The 491-nt window shown below is 70.5% G+C and carries 1 pseudogene; it reads left to right on the plus strand.

Annotated elements, in window-relative coordinates:
- Positions 1-27: 27 nt before the first annotated feature.
- Positions 28-491 (plus strand): annotated as a pseudogene (locus IH25_RS0136840) (ATP-binding protein); the annotation flags it as partial.

The following is a 491-nucleotide window of genomic DNA, read 5'->3' on the forward strand; positions in this document are numbered from 1 at the left end:
TCCACGAACCCTCGCGAAAGGACACCCGTGGACCTCAAGGAAGTCTCTACGAAGATCACCGAGCCGACCAAGTCGGCCCTCGGAACGATCACGAACGCGCTCGACGTCGTGTCGCCGGTCTGCGCTCCGTTCGCCGCCAAGTGGGACGCGGAGGCGAACCGGCGGATGGCTCTCCGGACTCCGGAGAACCTGAAGCGGCTCATGGACGCGCAGAAGGCGCACAACTCTGCTCGGGCGACGGTGGCGACGGCCCGGAGCCAGCGGCAGGCGGCGCGGTCGGCGTCGAAGAACCCGCTGAGCCCCGGTCGTCGGGCCGCACGTACGGCGGAGAAGGCGGCTCGTACGCACCGAGAGACGGCGAAGGCCGCGCTGAAGTCGGCGCGCAAGGACTACCCGGCGACGCTCAAGGCTCGGGCGGTCCAGGCGCACGCGGTGCACGCGGTGCCCGGCGCGGTGTCGTCGTGGCTGATGTCGACGGCGGAGAGCTGGAC

The sequence above is a fragment of the Streptomyces achromogenes subsp. achromogenes genome (genome assembly GCF_000720835.1).
GTDB classification, from domain to species: domain Bacteria; phylum Actinomycetota; class Actinomycetes; order Streptomycetales; family Streptomycetaceae; genus Streptomyces; species Streptomyces achromogenes.